This is a genomic window from Anabaena sp. 4-3, assembly GCF_001597745.1.
Taxonomy (GTDB): Bacteria; Cyanobacteriota; Cyanobacteriia; order Cyanobacteriales; family Nostocaceae; genus Trichormus.
In genome coordinates, this window is sequence record NZ_LUHJ01000017.1 from 18780 (window position 1) to 41634 (window position 22855).

The 22855-nt window shown below is 43.0% G+C and carries 18 protein-coding genes; 10 read left to right on the forward strand and 8 right to left on the reverse strand.

Annotated features, from left to right (window positions below; genetic code table 11):
* Nucleotides 1-101: 101 nt before the first annotated feature.
* Together A3775_RS04610 and tatC are read left to right on the forward strand one after the other, a co-directional pair.
* Nucleotides 102-2747, forward strand: coding sequence for a U32 family peptidase (locus A3775_RS04610; protein WP_066424056.1), 2646 nt, complete (start codon nt 102-104; stop codon nt 2745-2747).
* Nucleotides 2748-2805: 58 nt separating this feature from the next.
* Nucleotides 2806-3600 carry a twin-arginine translocase subunit TatC gene (gene tatC, locus A3775_RS04615; protein ID WP_066424057.1) on the forward strand — a complete coding sequence of 265 codons (795 nt, stop codon included), beginning with the start codon at nt 2806-2808 and terminating at the stop codon, nt 3598-3600.
* A gap of 123 nt (nt 3601-3723) precedes the next feature.
* Here the strand turns inward: tatC and A3775_RS04620 are convergent, their stop codons facing one another.
* Nucleotides 3724-4032 carry a DUF3067 family protein gene (locus tag A3775_RS04620; protein WP_066424061.1) on the reverse strand — a complete coding sequence of 103 codons (309 nt, stop codon included), beginning with the start codon at nt 4030-4032 and terminating at the stop codon, nt 3724-3726.
* A gap of 229 nt (nt 4033-4261) precedes the next feature.
* On the opposite strand from A3775_RS04620, the gene petC reads away from it, so the two are divergent.
* The 6 genes from petC to A3775_RS04645 all read left to right on the forward strand — a co-directional run bounded on the left by petC (nt 4262) and on the right by A3775_RS04645 (nt 8186).
* Nucleotides 4262-4801: a cytochrome b6-f complex iron-sulfur subunit gene (gene petC / locus A3775_RS04625; protein ID WP_066384646.1), complete on the forward strand. Its 540-nt coding sequence runs from the start codon at nt 4262-4264 to the stop codon at nt 4799-4801.
* Nucleotides 4802-4916: 115 nt separating this feature from the next.
* Nucleotides 4917-5918 (forward strand): cytochrome f, encoded by a 1002-nt coding sequence (gene petA / locus A3775_RS04630; RefSeq protein WP_066424063.1) that lies wholly within the window; start codon nt 4917-4919, stop codon nt 5916-5918.
* A 432-nt stretch (nt 5919-6350) separates the two neighbouring features.
* On the forward strand, nt 6351-6845 hold the full coding sequence (locus tag A3775_RS04635; protein WP_066424065.1) for a hypothetical protein: 495 nt from the start codon (nt 6351-6353) through the stop codon (nt 6843-6845).
* A gap of 204 nt (nt 6846-7049) precedes the next feature.
* Entirely contained in the window at nt 7050-7301 is a 252-nt protein-coding gene (locus A3775_RS24905) for a hypothetical protein (RefSeq protein ID WP_231866940.1), read from the forward strand.
* An 85-nt stretch (nt 7302-7386) separates the two neighbouring features.
* On the forward strand, nt 7387-7776 hold the full coding sequence (locus tag A3775_RS24910; protein ID WP_231866941.1) for a Uma2 family endonuclease: 390 nt from the start codon (nt 7387-7389) through the stop codon (nt 7774-7776).
* A 182-nt stretch (nt 7777-7958) separates the two neighbouring features.
* Nucleotides 7959-8186 carry a photosystem II protein, Psb35-related gene (locus A3775_RS04645; RefSeq protein WP_066424067.1) on the forward strand — a complete coding sequence of 76 codons (228 nt, stop codon included), beginning with the start codon at nt 7959-7961 and terminating at the stop codon, nt 8184-8186.
* 373 nt (nt 8187-8559) lie between these two features.
* Here A3775_RS04645 and A3775_RS04650 read toward each other — a convergent pair whose 3' ends face one another.
* The 5 genes from A3775_RS04650 to A3775_RS04670 are packed head-to-tail and all read right to left on the reverse strand — an operon-like array spanning nt 8560 to nt 17736.
* A complete protein-coding gene (locus A3775_RS04650) occupies nt 8560-11499 on the reverse strand; it encodes an NHLP bacteriocin export ABC transporter permease/ATPase subunit (protein WP_066384633.1) in 2940 nt (979 codons plus the stop codon).
* An 8-nt stretch (nt 11500-11507) separates the two neighbouring features.
* On the reverse strand, nt 11508-13721 hold the full coding sequence (locus A3775_RS04655; protein ID WP_066384630.1) for an NHLP family bacteriocin export ABC transporter peptidase/permease/ATPase subunit: 2214 nt from the start codon (nt 13719-13721) through the stop codon (nt 11508-11510).
* Nucleotides 13722-13727: 6 nt separating this feature from the next.
* Nucleotides 13728-15350 carry an NHLP bacteriocin system secretion protein gene (locus A3775_RS04660; RefSeq protein ID WP_066384628.1) on the reverse strand — a complete coding sequence of 541 codons (1623 nt, stop codon included), beginning with the start codon at nt 15348-15350 and terminating at the stop codon, nt 13728-13730.
* 31 nt (nt 15351-15381) lie between these two features.
* Complete coding sequence (locus A3775_RS04665; RefSeq protein ID WP_066384626.1) at nt 15382-16512, reverse strand: cyclic nucleotide-binding domain-containing protein; 1131 nt, start codon at nt 16510-16512, stop codon at nt 15382-15384.
* A 42-nt stretch (nt 16513-16554) separates the two neighbouring features.
* Entirely contained in the window at nt 16555-17736 is a 1182-nt protein-coding gene (locus A3775_RS04670) for a DUF7005 family protein (protein WP_066424070.1), read from the reverse strand.
* 107 nt (nt 17737-17843) lie between these two features.
* Between A3775_RS04670 and A3775_RS04675 the strand changes: the two genes are divergently transcribed.
* Both A3775_RS04675 and A3775_RS04680 read left to right on the forward strand, forming a co-directional pair.
* Entirely contained in the window at nt 17844-18620 is a 777-nt protein-coding gene (locus A3775_RS04675) for a MinD/ParA family protein (RefSeq protein WP_066384621.1), read from the forward strand.
* Between the two features lie 80 nt (nt 18621-18700).
* Complete coding sequence (locus tag A3775_RS04680) at nt 18701-19798, forward strand: GAF domain-containing protein (RefSeq protein ID WP_066384618.1); 1098 nt, start codon at nt 18701-18703, stop codon at nt 19796-19798.
* 105 nt (nt 19799-19903) lie between these two features.
* Here A3775_RS04680 and A3775_RS04685 read toward each other — a convergent pair whose 3' ends face one another.
* Nucleotides 19904-21235: a tryptophan 7-halogenase gene (locus tag A3775_RS04685; protein WP_066384615.1), complete on the reverse strand. Its 1332-nt coding sequence runs from the start codon at nt 21233-21235 to the stop codon at nt 19904-19906.
* A 46-nt stretch (nt 21236-21281) separates the two neighbouring features.
* A complete protein-coding gene (locus tag A3775_RS04690; RefSeq protein WP_066384612.1) occupies nt 21282-22799 on the reverse strand; it encodes an FAD-binding oxidoreductase in 1518 nt (505 codons plus the stop codon).
* Between the last annotated feature and the right edge of the window lie 56 nt (nt 22800-22855).

Below are 22855 nucleotides of genomic sequence, written 5' to 3' on the forward strand. Positions count from 1 at the left end.
AGAAATTATTTCCCAGTCCCCAATCCCCAGTCCCCAATTCCCTAACTATCAATTAATTTCGATAAAATCACTATGGTGATATTTAACCTAATTTAAACCTAATGGAAATTGCTCGCTCACAACATCCCCAAACAACCTTGATACGTCCTGAAATCCTTGCACCTGCTGGTAACTGGGAGTGTGCAAAAGCTGCTGTGGAAAATGGGGCGGATGCAATTTATTTTGGTTTAGATCGGTTTAACGCCAGAATGCGGGCGCAAAATTTTACTGAGGCTGATTTACCTGAATTAATGACATTTCTCCACCGTCGCGGTGTGAAGGGTTATGTCACTGTCAATACCCTAATTTTCCCTAAAGAATTACCAGAAGCCCAGCAATATCTTCGGACAATTATCGCGGCTGGTGTAGATGCAATCATTGTTCAGGATGTGGGTATTTGTCGCCTCATTCGTCACCTATCGCCAGATTTTCCCATTCACGCCTCAACTCAAATGACTATTACCAGCGCGCCTGGGGTGGAGTTTGCTAAGTCTCTGGGTTGTCAGTTGGTCGTATTAGCTCGTGAATGTTCCCTCAAAGAGATTAACAAAATTCAGCAGCAGATTGCACAACGGGCGGCGACTTTACCGTTAGAGGTGTTTGTGCATGGTGCATTGTGTGTGGCGTATTCTGGACAATGTTTAACCAGTGAAGCTTTAGGTGGACGTTCTGCAAATCGGGGTGAATGCGCTCAAGCTTGCCGGATGCCTTATGATTTAATTGCTGATGGGGAAATTGTAGACTTAGGGGAACGGAAATATTTACTCAGTCCTCAAGATTTAGCCGGGTTGGAAGTATTACCAGATTTAGTCAAGTCTGGCGTAACCAGTCTGAAGATAGAAGGTCGGTTAAAAGCACCAGAATATGTTGCTAATGTCACTCGTGTTTACAGAGAAGCATTAGACCGGGTAATGGAGGCATTAACCAGACCTAACCCCTTAACCCCCTTCCCTACAAAGGAAGGGGGAATAAAAGCTCCCCTCTCCGTGTCGGAGAGGGGTTGGGGGAGAGGTCAAGAAAACTACAACTTGGAAATGGCGTTTTCTCGTGGACTTTACACAGGTTGGTTTGAGGGAATTAATAATCAAGAATTAGTTCATGCGCGTTTCGGGAAGAAGCGGGGGGTGTATTTAGGCGAAGTGACCCGTATTCGCAATGAACAGGTGACAGTAAGATTAGAAGCACCGCTTAAGCCTGGGGATGGTGTGGTGTTTGACTGCGGTCATCCAGAGGCGAAGGAAGAAGGTGGGCGAGTTTATGGTGTGGTACACAAAGGTAAGGATGCAGTTTTAAGCTTTGGGAAAGGTGCTTTAAATTTTCGTCGGGTTCATGTCGGGGATAAGCTGTGGAAAACCAGCGACCCAGAATTAGATAAGCAACTACGCCAGAGTTATGCGGGGGAAAATCCCCAATTTCAGCGTCCGATAACTGTAGAAGTGTATGGGGAAATTGGTCAATCATTGGTAGCGATCGCCCGCGATGAATTTGGTAACATTGTACAAGTAGCATCCGAAATATTACTGGTAGAAGCACACACCAAACCCCTAGACACAGACCGCCTCAAAGAACAATTTGGTCGTCTAGGTAACACCCCTTTTTATTTGGCAACATTAACTAATCATCTCACTGGCGCAGTCATGTTACCCGTGAGTGAACTAAACCGAATGCGGCGCGAAATTGTCACCCAGTTAGAAGACTTACGCAGTCAACCCAAACGCTGGCAACTCAATCAAAACGCCTCCTTCCAAGACCTCCTTCCCCCTAAAACTTCCCCCTCTCCCACAACCCCCTCACTCATAGTTTTAGTCCGCAACCTCAAACAACTCCAAACCGCCCTCAATGCTGGTGTTGAGACAATATACTGCGAATTTGAAGACCCCCGTGCATATCGGGAAGCAGTCAGGGTAGTGCATGAACGGAGAGCAGGGGAGCAGGGGAGCAGAGGAGCAGGGGAAAATAACTTTTACCCAATCCCCAGTCCCCAGTCCCCAGTCCCCACAATTTGGGTCGCCCCTCCCCGCATTACCAAACCGGGAGAAAACTGGATTTTGCAGCAAGTCCGCGCTTCCCAAGCCGATGGTTATTTGGTGCGGAATTATGACCAGCTAGAATTTTTTGGCGCAGACCGTTGTATTGGTGATTTTTCCCTCAACGTTGCTAACCCCATCACAGCCAACTATTTTCACCAGCGTTATGGTTTGGAACGGCTGACAGCATCCTATGATTTGAATATTACCCAACTGGAAGATTTACTTACCACTGCACCGCCAGAATGGTTTGAGGTGACAATTCATCAACATATTCCGATGTTCCACATGGAACACTGCGTTTTTTGTGCGTTCCTCTCGGAAGGAACAGACTATACTAACTGTGGTAGACCTTGTGAACAGCATGAAGTGAAACTACGAGACAGGGTAGGTAGTGAACACATTTTGCTAGCTGATACAGGTTGTCGAAACACGGTATTTAATGGCACTGCTCAAACTGGTGCAGAGTACGTACAACGTCTGATAGACTTGGGATTGCGTCACTTCCGCATTGAGTTTGTTAATGAAACACCAGAACAAGTGCGTAAAATTATACATAGATATCAACAATTACTGCAAGGTGAAATTACAGGTTCTCAACTCTGGCGCGAGTTGAAATTGCAAAATCAACTCGGTGTCACTCGTGGCCCCTTGGGTGTGGCTACCGCCGGGATTCATTAACCCAGGAGCCTGCTTGCCCAGATAGAATAGTTAACAAATGTTGCCTACCACCTGAATCATGACACCTTCACAAGAAGTAGATACCGTAAACACTCCTGATATCGACACTAAGGGATACGGCAACTCGGAAATTAATCCTTTAGATGAGTTGCCTGATGAGGTCGAAATGTCTCTTTTTGACCATCTAGAAGAGTTACGACAAAGAATTTTTTATTCATTAATTGCTGTCGCTGTGGGTGTTGTCGGCTGTTTTCTTGGTGTCAAACCCATAGTCCAACTACTAGAAGTCCCAGCTAAAGGGGTGAAATTTCTGCAACTAGCCCCCGGCGAATATTTCTTTGTCTCTCTGAAAGTCGCCGCTTATAGTGGTTTGGTACTCTCTAGCCCCTTCATCCTTTACCAAATCATTCAGTTTGTTTTACCTGGACTGACTCGCCGTGAACGTCGGTTACTTGGGCCTGTTGTCTTAGGCTCAAGTGTACTGTTTGTTGCTGGTTTAGTCTTTGCCTATTTACTGTTGATTCCCGCAGCTTTAAACTTCTTTATCAGCTATGGTGCAGATGTAGTAGAACAGCTGTGGTCAATTGATAAGTATTTTGAGTTTGTCTTGCTGTTAATGTTCAGCACTGGGTTAGCCTTTCAAGTGCCTATCATCCAATTGTTACTGGCTAATTTGGGTATTGTTTCTTCTGCAACAATGCTTGCTGGTTGGCGAATTGTGATTATGGGCGGAGTAATTTTAGGTGCTGTTCTCACACCTTCTACAGATCCTCTCACCCAAAGTTTACTAGCGGGTGCGGTGCTGGGTCTTTATTTCGGTGGTATTGGTTTGGTGAAACTCACAGGCAAATGAATGAACATGATTTTTTTGGTCATGAGTGATGAAGATTAGCTAGTACCCATGACCGATTACCAAAAATAATAAAACTTCTAGAAAGTTAATCCATTACGCCACAGCAATGGGGGCGATCGCCTGTTAAACTATCCATTCAGAAGCACGTTCACCCAAGTCTAAGGGAATGCTGACAGCTTTACCCAGACGGGGACGCTCGCGTGTTTCGCTGATGAAGCTTCGCACCTGCGCCGCACCACCCAAAGCGTGAATATAATTCGCCACACTATCCAAATGCTCTTGATATTCTACCTCAGTCATGGGGAAAGAAGCTTGCTCTAGATATTTCCACATCACCTGTAAAAAGACCTTTCCTTGGGTGCGGCGAAACTGGAGATCATAGGAACGTCCCCATTTATCTAGTAAAAGTTGCCTTAATTCCTGTCCTGTCATAGATTTTCTCAACTAGATTTTACATTTAGTTACGATGTTAAGTTCCGTAACTCAAGTATGATAAGGATATAAAGAAATGTAATGCTAACAAAATGGATGCTAGAAATATCTTGAAACAAAGAAGGACAGCATCGTTACAGCGTTAGCATTTCGACAGAGACAGGAGTTGCACCAGCATTAATACTCTTGTCAGAACGCTTAGACAAAATAACCGAAGAGCGCGGAGATTATGGCTCAATTTTCTGAATCTATGGACGTTCCCGATATGGGGAGACGTCAATTCATGAACTTGCTAACTTTTGGTACTGTCACCGGTGTGGCTCTGGGTGCATTGTATCCTGTTGTTAATTACTTTATTCCACCAGCAGCTGGTGGAGCGGGTGGCGGTACAACAGCGAAAGACGAACTGGGCAACGATGTTAGCGTCAGCAAATTTTTAGATAGCCATAATGTAGGCGATCGCACCCTAGTTCAAGGACTCAAGGGAGACCCAACATACATTGTGGTGGAAAGCAAGGAAGCGATTACCGATTACGGCATCAATGCTGTATGCACCCACCTGGGTTGTGTCGTTCCCTGGAATGCTGCCGAAAACAAGTTTAAATGTCCTTGCCACGGTTCTCAATACGATGCCACCGGTAAGGTAGTCCGTGGCCCTGCACCACGTTCTTTAGCGTTGAGTCACGCCAAAGTGCAAGACGACAAAATCGTTTTAACTCCTTGGACAGAAACCGACTTCCGCACCAACGAAGAACCTTGGTGGGCTTAATTGTTAGTCAATAGTCCAAAGTCCAAAGTCCTTAGTAGAAACTATAGACTATGACTGTTGACTATTGACCGTTGACTATTGACTCTTGACTAAATTAATCGTTGCCCTTATAGAGATGAGAAATGCTTGTTTAACAGCGAGGTTAACTCGCAGTGTGAGAGCGATGACCAAAGCATTGCTCATAGCGATCGCTACCCTAACACTATTCTTTACCAGCGATCTAGTCCTTCCCCAATCTGCGGCTGCTTATCCTTTCTGGGCGCAGCAAACCTACCCAGAAACTCCCCGCGAACCTACAGGTAGAATCGTTTGCGCTAACTGCCACTTAGCAGCCAAACCCACAGAAGTAGAAGTTCCCCAATCTGTACTACCAGATCAGGTATTTAAAGCCGTCGTCAAAATTCCCTACGACACCAGCGTACAACAAGTTGGTGCTGATGGTTCTAAAGTCGGCTTAAACGTTGGTGCTGTATTAATGTTGCCTGAAGGCTTCAAAATTGCACCAGCAGACCGCATTCCTGAAGAAATGAAAGAAGAAGTAGGCGATGTTTACTTCCAACCCTACAGCGAAGATCAAGAAAACATCGTCATCGTCGGCCCCTTACCAGGCGAACAATATCAGGAAATCGTCTTCCCAGTTCTCTCTCCCAACCCTGCCAACGACAAAAATATCCACTTCGGTAAATATTCAGTTCACGTAGGCGGAAACAGAGGACGCGGACAAGTTTATCCTACAGGCGAAAAGAGCAACAACAACATTTATAACGCTGCTGCTACAGGCACAATTAGCAAGATTGCTAAAGAAGAAGATGAAAACGGTAGCGTTAAATATCTTGTAGACATCACAACTGAGTCTGGTGAAGTTGTTAGCGATAGCATTCCCGCAGGCCCAGAATTGATCGTTTCTGAAGGACAAGCTGTGACATCTGGTGATGCTTTGACCAATAACCCCAACGTTGGTGGCTTCGGTCAAAAAGATGTAGAAATCGTGTTGCAAGATGCCAACAGAGTTGGCTGGTTGATTGCTTTCATTGCTTTAGTGATGTTAGCTCAAGTAATGCTAGTTCTCAAGAAGAAGCAGGTGGAAAAAGTCCAAGCTGCCGAAATGAATTTCTAAATTCTCTGCTAAATCAATATATCCAAGACAGGCTACAGCCTGTCTTTTTTATTTTTTTGATCATTTAAAAGCAAAAGCAAAAATCCAAAATTCAAAACGGTATGAGTAAATCACCATTCGGATTTGTTATGGCGGAAGCTGTGACTTTGATCATAAATTGAGCTTTTTGCCTCAATTTATGATTCAGAACCTCAAGTGAAGGTGGAACAGATACAAAACCACTTACTGAGATCCACTATGGATAGACCTCTGTTTTGTCAATCACCTCCATTATTCTGTATCAGAATTAACGCTATCTCGCCTCCAAGTAGTACATTCACCTTTAGATTCAGGCGGGGTTTTGTTCACTGGAGGCTTAGGAGAGTTTGCTGGCTTAGGCTCTTTACTATTATCAGAGCTAGAAGGATTATTTGAATTAGTCACAACAAATGTATGAATGAAAACAAAGACAATTCCATTCTAAATTTAGAAATGGCGTTTGACTATACTGAAAAGGTTTTTAACGCGAGAAATAAAACAATAGACAATCTTAATACACGTGCAAGTGCATTTTTAGCATTTGGGGGGGTTTTATTGAAGTTTGGATTTGACCTACCTGATGGATGTCCAACTGCAAAAACTTTAAAGATATTGACGTTACTCTGCCTTTGTGGATCTGTAATAGCAAATCTTGTTTCGTTACTAGCCAAAGGTTCAGGATATATTATTAGACCTAGAAAACTAATGAATGATTATTTCTATGAGGAAAATATTTACTTAAAAGCTAAAATTATAAACACATTTATAGAAGCAGAAGAAGAATTAGACCTAGATGCAATAAAGAAAAGTAAATTTTTAAACTGCGGTATTATATTAATTGCACTAGCAGCAGTAATATCAACCTTAGACGCTATACTTGTGACAATTTTTCAGGCAATGTGTAAATAATAACGATAATCTATTTTACAGAAATTGCTTTTGAGCTTTTGGATAGGCTCAACATAAAACAAGTTGTAAGTTATTAGTACACCGATTTCACATATCTTCATTTTTAGAGGGTGGTTTTAACTAACCTCTTGTTGATGTGCAGTATCTACAAATTCAAACTAGGGTTAGATTAAACTTAACTCCATTAGAGTTGGGTATCCGGCCATGACAACCTCAGTAGAGTATATACCCGTTACGCCAATTGAATATCCTGATGAGGACGGTAAACCAGTGGCAGAAGGTGATTTACAGAGAAAATATCTACTATATGCAACTGATGTACTACAAATTTATTTCCAAAACCGTTCTGATGTTTACGTCTCAGGTAATTTATTTATTTACTATGAACAAGGTCGTCCAGAATCAGTTGTTGCACCAGATGTATTTGTGGTGTTTGGAGTAGAAAATCGTGACTGAACCAAGAATCCTCGGACTTTAGGACGAGGAGTGTCAAAGACGTTCTTATAAAATCTGGGAAGAAAACGATAAAACACCTGATTTTGTGCTAGAGATTACCTCAAAAGCCACTCGCAGCCAAGACCAAGGCGCGAACAAAGGAATTTATGCCTTTTTGGGAATGCGCGAGTATTTTCAATATGACCCAACAGGCGATTATCTTCATCCCCAACTTCAAGGTTACAGCTTAGTTGATGGTAATTATTTTCCAGTATCACCTAACGCCCTAGCAGATGGTACATTTTCTCTACACAGTGAAGTATTAGGGTTAGAGTTGCGTTTGGAAGCTGGGAAACTACGCTTTTACAATCCCGTGACCAGTCAAAATCTTCTAAGCCATGAAGAGGAAGCAGCCGCAAGACAAGCAGCCGAGGAAAGAGCGCATAGATTAGCTGCTAAACTCCGAAAATTAAATATTAATCCAGATAATCTCTGAATTACGCCATAAATTCCTGATTTTGTTGGTAAAACCATATTTTGGTGCAATCTGATAGCGGTAGTGGTAAATACCCTACCTGCCTGTTCGGTATGCACACCTGAGAGCGTATTGCAAATTTTGTTGCAATAAAGTTATATTTATTTACATAAAGTTACAAAAATATAAAAAAGAGGTTTGCCATGACTATCTTATTTGCGGTGTTAGCTTTAGGTTGGGTTGCTGGTTCAGTTTTAGGTTCTCTAGCTTACTTCCTGGGAGAGCAGAAGAAGCCCATCCATGAGCGTAACTGGCGTTCTGAGTCTTTTGAAAAATTGGCTAAGTCGATTACTGGGATGGAGATAGATTACAGCGATCGCACTCCCGCCTATGCTATGGATGTATATGCTAGCCGGACTATGCCCCAATAGCAGTAAAAATGCTGAGAGTCATCAAAAATCAACCCCCAGTCACCGAGACTGGGGGTTTTACTGTTAATCTGTTTTGAAAATGTGCTTTAGCTAAAGCCTAACTGTGGTAAAATCACCTAACCTAGAAGTAGGACTATTGACTGCAAGTCAAACTATCCTAGTAGGGGTGAAACTCCAGCAAAGTCAAGTAATATGCACAGCCAGCTTACTATGCTAATCACACTTTATCTCATGCAAGAATCGTTTAATCTTAAAGAATCGGTTCGTTACAGCATTGGCTTGGTCATAGTTTGTCTATTAGTGTTAATTTTATTGTGGTTGCCAGATACTTTAAAAGAAAGGTAAAAAAAGTGATGGTGAGTTAATCAAGTGACTAATCCAACTGTCGAGCTACCAAGCGAGCGAATAATCCGTCTTGCTTGACTAACTCATCATAAGTTCCTACCTGCACCACACGCCCTGCTTCCACAACATAAATCCGATCAGCATTGCGAATAGTGCTGAGACGGTGGGCGATGACAATACGAGTGGCATTCAGTTTATCTAAACTTTCAGTGACAATGGCTTGGGTTTGATTATCCAAAGCACTGGTTGCTTCATCCATCAGAATAATTTTCGGTTTTAAAACCAAGGCGCGAGCAATTAACAGTCGTTGTCTTTGCCCCCCAGACAGATTAGTGCCACCTTCACTCACGACTGTGTGCATTCCCATTGGCATAGCTTTAATATCTGCGTCAAAACCTGCCATTCGGGCTGCTTCCCAGGCTTCATCTAAGGTGACTAAAGCACCAGCCGAAATGCTGTCAAAAATCGGCGCAGAAGAAATGCGGACATTTTGCAGCACCACGCCCAACTGCCGACGTACCGCTTGAATATCAAGTCCTGCTAAATCTTGTCCATCGTAATATACAGTCCCGCTTAACGGAGTTTCAAAGCCTAACAACAAGCGAAATACTGTTGATTTACCACTGCCACTAGGACCGACTATAGCGACAAATTCCCCAGGATTGGCATAGATGCTGACATCATCAAGGGTGAGTGGCCCATCCTGCCGATAGCGGAAAGTAACGTGTTCTAAGGCAATACGCCCTGTTAATCTGCCTGGATCTGCCTTGGTAGGGTCTGATTCTTGTTGTGATTGTAATATAGGTCTGGCTCGTTCCCAGAGAGGAATAATCTCTAAAATATCACTCAAAGTATTGCTAATCTCGGTCGCGCCGTTCACAAAAACAGCAAAAGCGGCATTGAAAGCCAGAAATGCGCCAGGCGATAGTCCACTAGATGTTCTCTGAGCCACTGCCATCTGCATAAAGAAAATTGCAAACCAAAATGTGAGGATAGAACTGACAACAGGGAGTGCTTCATTAAAAACCGTGAGACTATCATCAATGCGTTTGACACCTGATTGTAACTTGGTGCGTTGACTGTACTGTTTCGCCCAAGCTGCAAATGCCCGTTCCTCAGCCGCCGCAACACGCAACTTGGATACGCCTTGGATGAGTTCTACAGTCAGTCCGTTAATCTCACCATCTAGTGTCTCTTGTTTTCGCTTTTTCTTGACTATCAGCTGGCTGGAAACCAGGGTAATGATGATGACTAAAACACCCATACCAAGACCTACCAAAGCGAGTTTCCAGCTATACACAAACATTAACACCAGGTTCAGGAGAGCGAACAGTCCGGTTAATAGTGTGCGTTGTGTGGAACCACTCAGTTGAGAGCGAATTTGGCTAACTACCAACAGTCGGTTTACCAAATCACCAGAAGCATACTCGCGAAAAAACGCCGGACTTAATTTCAGGATTTTATCCCAAACAGCCGGCTGGAGAGTGGCATCAGCCGCACTTTCCACTCTTAAGGTAATAATCTGTTGTGCTAGTTGAAAAGTAGCTTGGCCAAAAGCAGCAGCAAACAGAGCTAATCCCAGTTGCAATAATAAAGAGCGATCGCTGTCGGGAATCGCATCATTAACTAAGATAGCCGTTGCTTGTGGTGTCACCATACCTAGCAGTGATGCCAAGATACCCAAGACGATAATAGCGACAATGCCTGTTTCATACCCCTTGATGCCAAATTGGAAAATCTCCACGGCATTAGTCACAAACTGAGGTAAGGGTCGATAAAATACATAAGCTTCCGGCTTGAGGTTGGCACTTACCTCGGCATCAACGCTCTTGCGTGTTAAAGTTTCTGGATCAAACAGCACATAACGATTTCCTGCCTCTGGCAATAAAGCTACTGGCTGGTTAGTTTTGGTGTAGCCTAACAAAGCACCATGTTCTTGTTGCCACCAGTCACTAACCAGCAACACCCGGCGAACTCGGCATTGAGAAGCTCGTGCAATCACTTCGATGGGATGTTGGACGCGATCAAAGTCTTCCGATTGGGCTGGGGGGCGAATGTTAATCCCCATTGCTCTACCTACCGCACCTGCCGCCATCAGCAAATGAGTTCCTTCGGGAAAGAATTCATCTGTTTGCGACTGCAATACAGATGTTAATTCTCCCATCGAGCTTTCGATCATCCGACGGTTGAGTTGCTGCCTTTCCTGGAAACGGCGAAATTCCGACTCAATTTGCTGCTGTTCTAAGAGGTGAAAGTAGTGAAAAAAATAAGCGTGTAACTGAGATAAACTGGCGGCTAGTTGTTCAAATGTTTCTAGTTCTGGGGTAGGAGTTGTGTAAACTTCTACGGTATTTTCCGCCTCCAACCACATACCATCAACTAAAGGTATGGGTGGGGAAGTAGTCTCTATTTTTAGGTCTTCCATCCCTAACCAACGAGTGCTGCCTTGGCGGATATGAATCCAGGCGACTGTTTTTCCCACCTGCTCATCTCTGACGGAGGGGCGAGGTGGCACCAAGGTTTGCTCTTTGAGCAATGATATAAAGTGGGTTCCTTCCGCCAAGATACTATTACTTGGCGAGTTAGCTGATGTTAGCTGCTCACTGAGCCATTCTCCCAAGTGACAAAGCCAGCCTTCCAACAAGGCGATCGCTTGCCAGTTCCCTTCTGCAATTTCCGCAATCAAATCCGCCAACGAGCATTCCAACAATTCGGTTTCTTCCAGAGCCACTGCCAAAATGCCTCTGAATTCCTTGCTGCCTGGACTTGCCACTAAATTTACGCCAAACAAGGCTTCGCCGGCACCAATATTAAACAAAAAGCGGCGATTGCCTTTGAGTTCTGTGTTCTCCACCAAGATGCTATGCAACACCAGAGAACCTGATTTCACCACCCAGATCCTCTGGGGATCGTCTAACAGCAACGGTTCGTTACCTTTAACGATGCGTCCTTGTTGAGCAATAGTCATAATTTAATTTATCTTTCTTGAGTGCCAACTAAGCGGGTATAGACTCCTGGGCTGCGGCGTAACTCTTCGTGGGTGCCTCGTTGTACCACTTTCCCCCGCGCCAAGACAATAATTTCATCACAATCGCGAATCGTACTCAGTCGGTGGGCAACGACGATGCAGGAACAACCACGCCGACGCAGGTTTCTGTCAATCATCAGCTCTGTTTCCGCATCCAGCGCGCTAGTTGCCTCATCGAGAACCAATACAGATGGATTCCTCACCAAAGCCCGTGCAATTTCCAAGCGTTGACGTTGTCCGCCACTGAGATTCATACCGCCTTCAGTTAGCTGGCAATTATAGCCCCCTGGCATATTCAAGATCAGGTCGTGGATAGCTGCGTCTTGACAAGCTCTGATGATGTCTGCTTCCGGTACAGTTGGATCCCAGAGGGTGAGATTTTCGCGCACCGTGCCAGCAAACAGAAAGATTTCCTGCTCTACCATCGCCAGAGAATTGGCAAGGATGGGACGAGGAATCTGAGCGCGGGGAATGTCGTCTAAGAGGATGTCGCCAGACCAAGGTTGATAGAGTCCGGTGAGCAACTTAGCGACGGTGGACTTGCCGGAACCGCTACCGCCGACTAAAGCGACTCTCTGACCAGGTTTCAAGTTAAAGCTCAAATCTTTAATTAGGGGGTCATCTAGGCGGTTGTAGCCAAAGGTGAGATTGTCTATCTTGACGTATCCTTGCAATTTAAAGGAATCTTGGCGATAGAATTCCCAGCGATCGCTCACTGGCTCCACTTGTCTTTCTGCTTCTGGATCAACGGGGTTTGCTAAAACATCATCTAGCCGATTTAAGTCTGCTTCCAATTCTTGCAGCGTACTGCCAAAATTGACCAAATCGTTAACAGGCTTGAGAAATTCCTGCGTCAGTGCTTGGTAAGCAATCAGTGCGCCAATACTCAGGGTGCCTTGCATGACTCGGAACCCGCCAACTACTAAAATCGAGGTCACAGCAAGGGAAGTCAACGCCGTTGGCAATGTTCCCAGTAATCGAGAAGGCAGTCCTAATTCCTGTTGGGCGTTGATAGTTTTGGCATAGTATCCCGCGAACTTAGCAAATAAGTCTGACTCTAGCCCGCTTGCCTTGACAGTTTCAATGGTTTGAATCCCACTAATGGCAACACCTGCTACCTTCCCAGTTTCTTGAGACAGCCTGATATTTGCATCGACTCGGTTGCGGGACAGAGATTGCAAGGCCACGAAATTGGCAGCCGCAAACAGAATAGCAATCAAGGTCAACAATGGGTCATAAAACAACATGATCAAGGCATAAAAAACCATCATGATCGAGTCGATCACGGTGGTTGCCAAACGCCCTGAGAGTACCTCAGCTACTTTATTGTTGAGTTGCGCGCGACTGCTAATTTCCCCCGCGAACCGTTGGGCATAAAACCCTACTGGTAACCGGATGGTGTGCCACAGAAACTGACCCGACATCGCCACTGATAGCTTCAGCAATAACCGTCGCAGATAAGTCAGTCGCAGTCGAGCTAGCAAGCCTCTGAGTAATGCCACCAACACCATGCCCAACAGCAGGGGACGCAACCAGTCTGTGCGATTTTCTACCAAAATCTCATCAACGAACACTTGTGTAAAAGCTGGCACTGCTAAACGGGGAATCGTTAGCAATAATCCGGCAATCAAACAAAAAATCAAGGCTTGACGCGAGGTTTGCAAGCGTGTGGCCATTGCGGTGAGAATTCCCTGTTTTTTCCCCCCTTTTTTAAAATCTGGCCCCGGTTCCATCAATAGAACCACGCCGGTGAACGCTTGGTCAAATTCATCAAAAGAAACCTTTCTTGGCCCTGTTCCTGGGTCATTGAGATAAACGGTTTTCCCCGCAAACCCTTCTACGACCAAAAAATGATTGAAGTTCCAGAAAGCAATGAAAGGAGGTTTAATTTGTTGCACGTCTTCCAAGGATTTTTTAAATCCTTTGGCGTTTAAACCGTACAACCGAGCTGCTTTGAGAACGTTAGAAGCTTTGCTCCCATCCCGTGACACGCCACACTCACGCCGCAATTCTGTCAGGGGAACTATCCGACCGTAGTAACCCAAGATAATACCGAGTGCGGCCGCTCCACATTCTACAGCTTCCATTTGCAGCACAGTAGGAGTTCGCACTCGACCACCTTGGTGGGGTGTGAATAAGTTGGAAATCAGTGCTATTGGCATAATCTCCTAATAAATACCCGTAACCGACTTCAAGATAGGAATAACATAGGCTATTGGTGCAATTTCTCCGACTTTCACACGCACCTGTACGGTAGTTCCTGGAGAAAGTTTGATGTCCGGTCCGTTGGAAGAAGACCATTGATAGCCACTGTTCGTATTGGCTGTTTCCAGCTGTGCAAACACTTGTACGGGAGCTTTACCCCCTGCTTGTCCGAGACTTTCGGCGAGACTTTCCGCCAGATTTTGGTTGCCGATGATGCTGGACATATCTTGTACTGTCACCGGGAATGGTGTCACCGTTTGCACCTTGCCGAGAATACCACCAAATCGTTCTCGCTTGACTAGACTGGGGGTGACTTGGACTTCCATTCCCGATTTGATTTGTTTGCCATCTTTATCGGCAAAGTAAATGACGCTCATCAGTTGGGCATCGGTGCCTTGAGCATTCACTGCTCCTAGACGAGTTCCGCTACCCACTATCTGTCCTGGCACAACTGATAATTCAATAACTTTTCCGTCATAATCACTGACAATTTGGCTTTTTAATTCAATTTCTTTCTCTAATTGAGCTATTCTTCTTCTTACGTCTGCAATATTATTCTGTTGATTAATCTTTGCCTGTAGTTCTTCTTGAGCTAACTTAGCAAGTTGACTGTCAACGTCTCGCAGTTTGGTATTGATTTCGTCCAGTGTATTCAAACTTTGTTGGTATTGCCTTTCGATATCAACTTGTTGAACTTGGATTTCTTGTAGTTTGACGTTGAGTTCATTAGTTTGGTTTTGACTATCTAAATACTGCCGTTCTATATTGGACTGCTCCACTTCTAGCTGTTTCTGTTGGGCTTCCAGGTCAGAGAGTTGAGCTAAACTGTCAAAGTATTCTCTTTGAGCACTTAACATCACATCAGCACTGACTATTTTCTGCTCGTACAATTGACGGCGAGCTTCTAACTGTCTTTCTAGTTGTGGCAGCAATTTATTAATTTGTTCTATGCGCTTGTTAAAACCTTCTCTTTTTTGTTGCAAACTATCCAGACTTCTTTGACGCAGACTCGGTAAAATTTGCTGGTCTGTACTCAGTTTTTTTTCAATAGCGGCGCGGTTTTGCGCGAGTAATGTGAGATTTTTTTGGCGCAAAGCTGGTAAGATAGACTCTCTTTCTAAGCTGGCGTTCAGGTAGACTCTTTGTTTGATCAGATTTGCTCTTTCTGAACTGAGTCGTTTGTTAAGCACGGAATTGCTGTCTTGTGCTTGAGTCAATAGTTCTCTGAGCTTTTTCTGTTCTTGTTGGAGTTGCTGTTGCAAGGAGGGTTGGCTGATGATGCCGATGACATCGCCTTTTTTGACGTTATCTCCAGATTTAATGTTCAGTTTTACTACTGTCCCATCACTAGGTGCTTGAAATTGAACGACGCTGCGAGGATAGAGCAACACACCTTGTCCTGAAACTGTCAGGGGTAGGCGACCAACTACGCTCCAAATGGCGGCGATCGCCACTAAAGATCCTAATCCAGCTAATGGCAACCAAGCTTGAGGATTGACAACATTCATCAGCTGGTCAAGCCGTTCTGGTGAGGATAAGCGTTCTAAGGCTTCTTCACGAAATAGTTTTTTGGCTGAATCTGACATAAAAACTAATCCTCTTCTCGTTGATCAAGGTCTAACTGACTTTTAGTCGTTTGAGCATCCATTCAAATCTGGCTCCACCGAGGGTGAGGTTATCCATGAGATCAAGATCAATTTCATCTTCGTATTCTGCGTCTAGTTCTAAGCTTTGACCAATTTGGTAGGAACTTCGCCCGTATCCCAAACGGCTAATCAGTCCTTGCCATCTCCCTGAGAGCAGCATGGCCAGGACACGGTAAAATCGAGCCGCAGTTGCGACATCTTGCTGTAATTTCACTAGCAATTGGCGGTCTGGAATTTTCAGCAAAATAGAATCTTCTAATGCTCTCAAGGTATAGGTTGACATGGGATTATCTAAGGTAAAGGCTTCTCCGAGAATTTCTCCCCGGTAAAGGCGCATAATTTCTCTTTCTAAGGAATCATCTGTTTCTTCGTTGCTTTCTAAGGCGGCGAAAAGATTGACGAGCCGATTGGATTGTTCTTCTTTCATAAACACAGCAATTCCGCCTTGCAGAATGATATAGAGATTTTCAATCTGCTCGCCAGTTCGGATGAGAACTTTGTCAGATGATATTGCTTCCAATTTGCCAACGCCCAGCATCCAGTCAACGTCACTGTCACTGAGTTCGCCAAAAATTAGCGGCACATCCTGTAACGGCGGAATTTGTCCTTTTTGCTGACGCAAAAATTGTTGAATAAGTCGCCCAAAACGCTCTGAGAGTAAAATCGCAATGCCTCGATAAAATCTGGCTGCAAACCCAAAATCCGCTTCTATTTGCTCTTGTAGTGCCTCATAGGGAATGGCAAGCACAGTTGAATTTTCTGCGGCTCTCACAGTCATAGTTGCTGGTGTGAGTTCTACAACAGGCATCTTGCCTATGACTTCTCCAGGGGAAAAGCTGGCAATTTCTTGTTCCAAATTTTGGTCGTCTTCCAGGGCAGCAAAAATACTACCTAATCTGCCGCCTTGGTTTTGACTAATGCTTGCTGTGAGTTCGCCGCTAATTAGCAGGTAGAAACAATCAGGCGATGGGCTACGCCCCACCGCAGGCGATCGCGCCTGTTCAATTAAGACGCTTCCTGCGGGAATGTTTTGTTGATGTCCGTTTTGCTTGAGCCATTGAATATCACTATTACTTAACTGTTTGAGAAAAATATCTATCATATATTTCACCTATTTAATTGGCAATTTTTCCCCGTTATTCTCTCACTGAATATTGAGTGCATCAGAGTTGAAAATCATCTGTTTTTGGGAATTAAAGGCTGTTTCTAACAAAGACACTCCTTGCTTAGAAGCTAATTCTTCCAGTCTTAGCGTTGACAAAGCTATTAACATTGCCATTTCTTCTTGGCTGGTTCGTACTGAATGACAATATCTTTGCTCAAACTCTTCTAAATTTTCGGCAGCGTTTTTCACTAATATTTGTAAAACTTGAAACGCCCCGTCTGAGAGTCGTGGCTCGCCTCGATAATTTTCCAATCTGCCCCCTTGACGATAGGTGGGAAAGGCTTCTAAACCCACAAAATGTAAAAACCAGTCAGCCCGATAATTGCCGTTCGCACTCACAATACCTCGATAATCTGCAATTAATTCGTCGAGGATGTTGTTTCGCATCGAGCCGAACCAACGGCGTGTTACATAATGGGTGGATTCGTGTTCTAAGCGAATTTTGAGCGAGAGTTCTCGCCATCGTTGTTCATCGAGTCCTAATTCAATAGCGTTAACGTTGCTATACGCCCCCCGACTGAGCAATATAAACCGATCTCGATACAGTTCTGGACGCTGAATTAACCGTTGAAACTCGTCTGCCCAATTGCCTGGATGCTCCTGATTTTGATTGTTCTCCAGCCATCTTTGTTGGTATTGGCGCACCCGATGCCAGTTGTTATATCCTTCTACAATGCAGGCTCCCATTGAGTCTGGGATGGACTTGGGTTCGTTACGTTTAGTCAATGCTTGGACTAAGCTGATAAAATCTTGTCGGTTCCCTGCAACTAAGACAGGAATCGCACCTGCTAAGGTTGGATAAACATATAGTTGGAGTTGTTCCGGTTGGAGCAAAACCAACCCACTAGCAGTCTTCATCTGTTTGGTTGATTTCCCTTTGCGAGTTGCTGCTCGATATTCTTCCGTCTCGCTGATACCAGCCAGTATCGGAAACTGAAATTGAACCAAATGCGTTTTCAAAGTTGCATAAACCCCAACGCTAGCCGACTCTTGGGCATATTGCTCCCAGGTAGCAAGATAAGGTTCTGATTGCGGTTGGTGCAGGTACTCTGGCAGAGGGCGAGCGAAGACATTTTGATTGTATGTCAGCAATTCCACGATTTCTGACTCGCTAGCTCCATAACCTGCCAAAATATCAGCAAAAAACTGTGAAGAATTCATTGCTACCGCAAAAGTCAAAAAAGTATATTAGGAATAATAATAAATGAAAAAGATGTTTTAAAATATACTCTATGTTTTATTTTTGTTACTTTTAACTTAATAACAAAATGTCAAGAATTATTTCGATTCATTCTTATCGGGGCGGCACTGGCAAATCTAATACTACCGCTAATCTGGCAACACTGGTTGCCCGTGAGGGAAATCGCGTTGGAATTATTGATACTGATCTTCCTTCCCCTGGCATTCATATTCTGTTTGGTTTGGGGGAGCAGCAGGGCGATCGCACGCTCAATGATTTTCTCTGGGGAAAGGGTAAAATTACCGATGCAGCCTATGATGTCAGTCATGTGCTGGAAGGACAGGGAACTCCCAATAGCAAGATTTATTTAGTGCCTGCTAGTGTCAAAATCAATGATATTTCTCGGATATTAAGAGAAGGTTTCGACGCGGAATTATTATTTGCAGGATATCAGCAGCTGATTAAGGATTTAAAACTAGATTATTTATTTATCGACACTCATCCTGGCCTGAGTGAAGAAACGTTACTTTCGTTAACAGTGTCCCAGATTGTGCTGTTAATTTTAAGACCAGATCGACAAGATTTCCAGGGGACAGCCGTTACAGTAGATGTGGCTCGGCGACTCAAAGTCCCTAATCTGTTTCTGATAGTCAACAAAGCCTTACCTGAATACAACTTCGAGCAAATGTGTCAACAAGTCCGATCTACTTACAATGTGCCTGTGTTGGGCATTCTGCCTGACTCTCCCGATATGCTGCGTTTAGCTAGTCAAGGCATCTTTACAATTAAATACAGTAACCATCCCATCAGTACAGTTTTGCAAAACATGGCTAAACAAATTACTAGCAACGCAGTTACAATTTAACTGTTCATATTTACCAGGTAAGTGTCTATTTTTTGGCACTAAATTTCTAGTAAAGGTTAGATAATATCTGAGGAGCAAACGTGTCCTATTTAATCTACGCTCCTGAAACTTCAAATGAGAGAGTCTATGAATTGAAACCAGGAGTTAACACCATTGGTCGCCAAATCGATAACACTATTGTTTTATTAGAAGAAACTGTATCACGTTACCACGCGCAGATTCACGTCACCCTCAATGGGGTGACAATTCAAGATTGTCAGAGTCGCAATCATACTTTTGTGAATCAAGTGCAAATTGATTCTTATCAACTGGCTGATGGTGATGTCATTGCTTGCGGTACTGCGCCGTTTAAATTTGTTCATGATCTGACGACATCACAGTTACAGAATATCGATGCTAAAGAATTATTAAGTGATAATTTAAAACAAATTGCTTTACCCCAAATACCAGTTCAACTGGACAGTTTGGTGAACCAGCAGTTTAATGAAGATTCAGTTATCAAATTTAATACTCACAATAGTGGACAAAAATCAGTCAACAAACTCAAAATTCTCTTAGAAGTCAGCAAACAACTCTGTTCTCCTGATGAACCAGAACAAATTCTCCAAAAAATTCTGGATTTGCTGTTTCAAATTATGGGAATTGATCGGGCTGTCATTCTTTTAGTTGATGACGAGTCTCAACAACTCGAACCAAAAGCTGTGAAGTTACGAGAGTATCTTCATGATGATCAACCATTTTACAGTCGGCGGATTGTCAATCTCGCTTATAAAAGCGGGGATGCAATTATCACTCAAGATCCTCAGCGCGATCAGCGATTTTCTGATTCTATCTCAGTAGTTCTAGATGGAATTCAGAATTGTATGTGTGTGCCTTTGAAAAACTACAAGGAAACCATCGGGGTTTTATACGTTGATAATTTATCTCCGCTTGTCCGCTATACAGAAGAAGATTTAGAGTTTTTAGGTGCTTTGGCTAACCAAGCCGCAGCAGCTATTCACATGTCTCATGAATTCCACAAACGAGAACAGAAACTAAAACAACAAGTATTGGAATTGCAAATTCAAATCGATCAATCGAAAAAAGACAGCGAAATTGCCGAAATTATCAACCAGGATTTTTTCCAAAATTTACAGCAACGTGCCGAGCAATTGAGAAACAACAATAATCAAATTTGAAAAACCGAACTAAGTTAGGACTAAAACTGCTTGTCATAGTTAAAAGTCATCAGGCGTAAATCCCCCGCATTCACGCGGGGGTTATAACGAGGTTATGTAGACTCCTTAGGAAAAATATCCGATGCCATATCCGACTTCGGTAAAACTTGGCTGAGTCCACTGACCGTATAATTTGGCAACTCCTTTGATGAGAGCGGTGACAATGTTGGTTTCTGTCTCTGCTACTGTTGATGAGAATTCTAGAAAATTGTCAATTGGATGAGGCGATCGCTGTGCTAATTCTAAAACACTATAAAATTTTTCTAATAGTGTTTTATTCTCCAAATTTTCTATTTCTTGATAAAAATTAGCTTCGGCAAATTCCCAAAATTTTGTATTGAAGCGAGACCCCATTGCATAATGCCAGCCAACAAACAGAGACATCTTATAAACATAATTCAGAAAGTATTGATTGAAAATTATCAGTTGGCTTTCATCTAATCTTTCTCTTTTTTCGAGTTTAGCAAAAGACCGAAGCACCCAATGAGATATGGCTTCAACCTGTTTGAGAATACAGCCAATAGCTGTTGCTTCTAAAGGTTCGAGAAACGAAGCACTATTACCAATCTTAAAAAGTGCGCCGTCAAAACAATTACGTACAGTAAAATTCGGGAAATTTACCTGTTTAGCTTGACCATTATAGGTAATTCCTTCTGCCTGAAAGAATTTATCAAAATCTGTTTCTATTTCACTGACTGAACTAATATCACGATTGTAAATGTAACCATAAGATGTGCGATTGGTTAGGGGAATGGTAAAAATCCAACCATGAGGTCGAGCTATACTTCTAGTAGCTGTTTGATACTTGACCGCATGGCTGCCAATTTTTAGATCAATAGTATGATCATCAATTCCCGGAACTTGACGAATTAAAGCTCTATTAGTAGGTATCCAAGACAGTTTAATGTAATTTTCATCAAAAGATTGAGGAAATCCTCGCGCGTCAATTGCTAGGTCAACTTCTAGATTAGTATTATTTGCTAATATAATCTTGACTGATATTCCGTTGCTTTGTAAATCTATTACATTGGAATCAATTTCTGTCGCACAAACATGTTCTTTAAGAAGATTAACGATTTCCACGGCAGAAATATGATAGGCATATCCTTGTCCGACGGGATAAAAGTGATGGAAAAATTTTTCGTGTTCAACTCCCCAATTCTCAAAGCTAATGCCAAATTTTCGAGTAATATGACATCTTTTTTCTAGTTGTTCATAGCTCAAATTAGTAATTTTATCTAACCAAGTTAAAAAGTAAGGTGTTGTGCCTTCACCTACCCCAATGCTAGGGATAGTCGAGTCATAAATATGATATAAGTCAAACTGAGGAAAATGTTTGCTGATGTGTGATGCAGCGATATATCCTGCTGTACCACCACCAATAACGGCTATTTTCATGGTATTTTATCATCCAAAAATGAAAAGTTTGGCAGTTGTTAGTTAATTAATATTTTTCAAAATTGTTTCTAAAATCGTATCGGCCAGGAGCAAGGATATTATTAGGATCTAGTTGCTGTTTCAATTGGCTAATTAATTGATTATAATCATCTGCTGGCGAGGGGAGAGAATTCATTGATTGAATCCCTAACCGATAAGGAATATATCCTGATTGCAATAAGAATTGTAAAATTTGATTGTGGCATGACATTGCTCGATCATCTTCTTCAGGTTGCTCGCGATCATACATGATAGCGATAAACATTTTGACACTTCTACTTGTTGAACAACTGATGGCAATGTTTGGCTCAAATCCAAAGGATTTAATTGTTGATTCAATTGTTTTTAAGGCGGCAACAATTTGCTGTCCATCAAAAGGAAATAATGGACAAAGCCAATGTACACCACAAGCATCTCTATCAGGATCGATATTGTTAGGTATTTTGATTTTCTTGCGCCAATAAGTGCTTTTGACATTTAAATTACTGGGAACCCCAATACTTAAATTTAATAGTTCATTACTAGCATCGTGTCCTCTAAAAGTTACTGGAGCTACTTTTCCGGCGAATGCTTCTTCAATTATCTGCTGTAATGCGAATGCTTGTTCGCGACTGGCGCAATATAAATCTCCACTTCCTATCCAAGGTTCAACACCTTTTAATTCTTTCAGAGAAAAAGGGGTTTTTCCTCCTAAAAGTTGCCAAGGATATCGCCCTTCTCTGGCTAAAACTTTGTAGCAATTCCAAAGATTAAAACAGTTTTCCTGAATTGTACCTTGCAGCATTAATTGCTGAATGATATCGAGGACTTTCTCTAAAGAATCATCATCTTTAACGACACAATTAAAAGATTGATAATATTTGGGTAGGGGTGTTAACCAAACTGTCATTTGGGTGACTATGCCCCAATTAGATTGGGCAAATATACCATCTAGGGAAGGCCCTACTCCCCAACGACTCACAGGTGTAGTTTTGGCATGAGCAAAACGTCCAAATCCAGTATGAATCAGTTCTCCTGTGGGTAAAACTACTTCAAAACCGCAAACATAACTGGCGCGATCGCCATTCGGCCCAATACCATCTCCTCTTTCCAAGGCATTTCCGATTAAGCTAGCATGGGGAGAACCGCCAATTACAGATATAAATAAGTTGGACTGAATATCGCGCAAATATTCAAATACCTGTTGAAAGGTAACTCCTGGTTCTACAGTGATGTAAGCCAGCTTTTCGTTATATTCAATAATGCGATTTAACCTGCTCAAATCCATCACTACACAGTTATCTTGAACGGGAACTCGTGAACCCAAGCCCCAATTTTTACCCCGGCTAATAGGATAAATAGGTGTGTGATATTGATTGGCAATTTTGACGCATTCTTGAACTTCGGCGCGATCGCCTGGTCGAATAATCGCCAACACTCGCTGTTTAGTAGCAAAAGTTGCTGTCTGCACAGCAGCAATATTTGCTTCGTCTGTGAAAACATTCTCTTTTGTGAGGATTTCTTGCCAAGCTTTCAGTACATCCATCTTTTGTTCTTATGTTAACGTTAGGCAATCGCCTGGGTGCTATGATTAGGGGTTTG